Source organism: Selenihalanaerobacter shriftii (assembly GCF_900167185.1).
In the GTDB taxonomy this organism is placed as follows: domain Bacteria; phylum Bacillota; class Halanaerobiia; order Halobacteroidales; family Acetohalobiaceae; genus Selenihalanaerobacter; species Selenihalanaerobacter shriftii.
This window is the reverse complement of the sequence record NZ_FUWM01000047.1, coordinates 1-3033: the sequence shown is the minus strand read 5'-3', so window position 1 is coordinate 3033 and position 3033 is coordinate 1. Positions and strand designations below refer to the sequence as shown.

The window sequence follows — 3033 nt, the reverse complement described above, 5'->3', positions numbered from 1 at the left end:
ATTCTTCTCTCTACCTTTAGCTCCGTCGGTAATCCAATCCTTTTCTGGTAAGTCATCAGCCCCAATATCTTTAAATTCTACTGGTTCCATCATCTGACCGATGATTCCATCACCGATAACCATAACTGGAGTTCGATATCTATCAGCAATATCGAAAGCCTCCATAGTTAAATCCACAGCTTCCTGGACAGAAGACGGTGCTAAAACTACTAATTTATAATCTCCATGTCCACCACCTTTAGTAGCTTGAAAATAATCGGACTGAGCCGGTTGAATTCCACCTAAACCTGGTCCTCCCCGGACTATATTTACAATGACTGCTGGCAATTCAGCCCCAGCAACATATGAAATTCCTTCAGCTTTTAAACTAATGCCTGGGCTAGAAGATGAAGTCAAGACTCTAGCTCCAGCTCCGGCAGCACCATAGACCATATTAATAGCTGCCACTTCACTCTCTGCTTGTAAGAATACGCCATCTACTTTTGGTAACTTTCTAGCCATATAAGCAGGCACTTCATTCTGAGGTGTAATTGGATACCCAAAGAAATACCTGCATCCAGCTTGAATGGCTGCTTCCCCAATTGCTTCATTTCCTTTCATCAACACTTTTTCACTCATTATACTACCTCCTCCATACTCTATTGAGTCATTGAACCATTTCTACTTAAATACTTCGATAACTACATCAGGACAGATATTAGCACAAAAACCACAAGCTATACATTCATCTACATCAGTAACTGCGGCCGGATGGAATCCCTTGATATTAATCTCGTCAGCCATGACTACTATATCCTTAGGGCAAACAGTAGTACATAATTCACATCCTTTACATCTATCCTGACTGAATTTTACCTCAGCCATCTTAGACCTCCTTCTCTCTTCTTTACTACTACCTCTACAATTTTTCTGTCTATGTACTTCCAGAAAACAACCTCTTTTCCCTGCTAAATGTCAATCTTTTTTATAATTGTACCACTTTATCAGTATGGGTTTTAATTATAATTATTTAAATTTAAAAAGTCTTGTTAAGAATTTATTCTCAACAAGACTTTATATAATCTTATTTCTTTTTCATAGCAATCTTAAGGCAAACGCCTAAACCACCATATAGAATTATTGAACCAAATATTAACATCATTAATGCACCAGTAGACATAATTAAGACACCTCCCTAGATAATAGGTCTTCTTTTCTTCCATTCCACTTAGTAAAACTCAGTGCAATACCTAAAATTAACATGGCAGCAGCAACACCCCAACCAAATTTAAGAAGCGCATTTAATTCATATCCACCATAAGGTTTAGATAACTCTAAAATAGTATTTTGTACAAACATATAACCTAAAATTAGAGGTGTCACAAACTTAATCATAATGTCCCACCAGTTTCCAATTAAGAAATCAGAACGTTGATTAGCATAATTTCTAAGTGTACTAGTCTTGTAAAGCCAACCTAAGATCACACATTCAACTAATCCAATTAATGCAATTCCAAATTGATTAACAAAATGGTCTACAATATCTAAAAAGTATAATCCAGCTCCAGTAGTAAAGATTAAACTACCTACAAAACCAAGTAAACAAACAATAGAAACTGCTTTCTTTCGCTCAATATCAAATTTGTCTCTAACTGATGCCACAAAAGCCTCAATTAATGATATACTCGAAGAGAAACCTGCAATAGTCAATGCCAAAAAGAAAATAATAGCAAATAAACTCTGGAATGCTGGTAACATATTAATAGCTTTAGGGAAAGCTATAAAAGCTAATCCTATACCTTGAGTCACTACTTCAGAAATAGGCTGTCCAGTCTGTGCTGCCATATAACCTAAGATTCCAAATACTCCAATTCCTACAATAAAACTAAAACCACAATTAGCCAAAGCTGTAATAAAAGCATTATTCACTATATCTGAATCCTTCGGCAAATAACTAGAATAGGTAATCATAATCGCGAAACCAACACTTAAAGTAAAGAATATCTGTCCATAAGCTGCTAACCAAATCTTAACATCTAATAAAGCACTAAAATCAGGTTCCAAAAACTTATTAACACCAGCTAAAGCACCAGGCAAAGTAACACCTCTAACTGTGATAATTAACATAAATAAAGCCAATAAAGGCATGAATATTTTTGATGCTTTTTCAATCCCTTCTTGTACCCCTTTATATAAAATAAAATAATTAATCAACCAAACTGCTAATACTCCTAATAAAACAGTCCAATTTATTCCACCTAATTGTGAAATACCCTCTGTTAACTGTAAATGACTATTATAAAAGAATCCTTCTGGATTATCTCCCCAAACTCTTCCAAATGCATAAACAACATAATTTAAACTCCAACCAATAATTACTGCATAGTAAGTTGTAATTATAAATGAGACTAGTGAAGGCCACCAGCCTAACCATTCCCATTTTTCACTCATCTTTGCAAATGAAAATGGTGCCGATCCTCTCATCTTATTTCCGAAACTAAACTCTAAAATCAATAGAGGAATTCCTGCCGTTAATAGAGCAAAAAAGTATGGAATTAAATATGCTCCTCCCCCATTATCATAAACCATATAACTAAATCTCCATATGTTGCCTAACCCTACAGCTGACCCTATAGCTGCTAGAATAAACCCTAGTCTTGATCCCCATTGGGCATCATTATTATCTGTTGCCATTTCTACTCCACTCCTTATTCAAATAATATAATTTCTAAAATACTTTTACTACTACCTAATCTCTTATCTCATCTTTTCTCTTCTTTTTTTACTTTTTAGTAAAAACGGTCTCCCCCCCCTTTCATGTAATAATATAAGTGACTTATATATGTAAGTTATATACCTAATAATAATACAATATAATATCTGAATTTGTCAAATATAAAAAATTCCTCAGAACAGTTTAAACTGTTCTGAGGAATAAATCATCTAATGAATTATCCTACTACTACTTCTTTACCTCTTTGTAGCGCTTTTTCATTTAGCGGTAAAAGATTATGTCTATGTTCTGGTAATACATTTTCTAAAGCTTCCATTACT

At 34.3% G+C, this 3033-nt stretch carries 3 protein-coding genes and 1 pseudogene; all 4 read right to left on the bottom strand.

Features of this window, described 5'->3' with window-relative positions:
• Positions 1 to 618, bottom strand: a pseudogene (locus tag B5D41_RS13870) (3-methyl-2-oxobutanoate dehydrogenase subunit beta); the annotation flags it as partial.
• Between the two features lie 42 nt (positions 619 to 660).
• Positions 661 to 864, bottom strand: coding sequence for a 4Fe-4S binding protein (locus tag B5D41_RS13865; RefSeq protein ID WP_078811215.1), 204 nt, complete (start codon positions 862 to 864; stop codon positions 661 to 663).
• Positions 865 to 1063: 199 nt separating this feature from the next.
• Positions 1064 to 1159 carry a MetS family NSS transporter small subunit gene (locus tag B5D41_RS14040; protein ID WP_143555743.1) on the bottom strand — a complete coding sequence of 32 codons (96 nt, stop codon included), beginning with the start codon at positions 1157 to 1159 and terminating at the stop codon, positions 1064 to 1066.
• Between the two features lie 2 nt (positions 1160 to 1161).
• Complete coding sequence (locus tag B5D41_RS13860; RefSeq protein ID WP_078811214.1) at positions 1162 to 2673, bottom strand: sodium-dependent transporter; 1512 nt, start codon at positions 2671 to 2673, stop codon at positions 1162 to 1164.
• Positions 2674 to 3033 lie beyond the last annotated feature (360 nt).

Bases quoted from the DNA above. Each gene is read 5' to 3' on its own strand.
- B5D41_RS13865 (WP_078811215.1), bottom strand. From the start codon at position 864: ATGGCTGAGGTAAAATTCAGTCAGGATAGATGTAAAGGATGTGAATTA.
- B5D41_RS14040 (WP_143555743.1), bottom strand. From the start codon at position 1,159: ATGTCTACTGGTGCATTAATGATGTTAATATTTGGTTCAATAATTCTA.
- B5D41_RS13860 (WP_078811214.1), bottom strand. From the start codon at position 2,673: ATGGCAACAGATAATAATGATGCCCAATGGGGATCAAGACTAGGGTTT.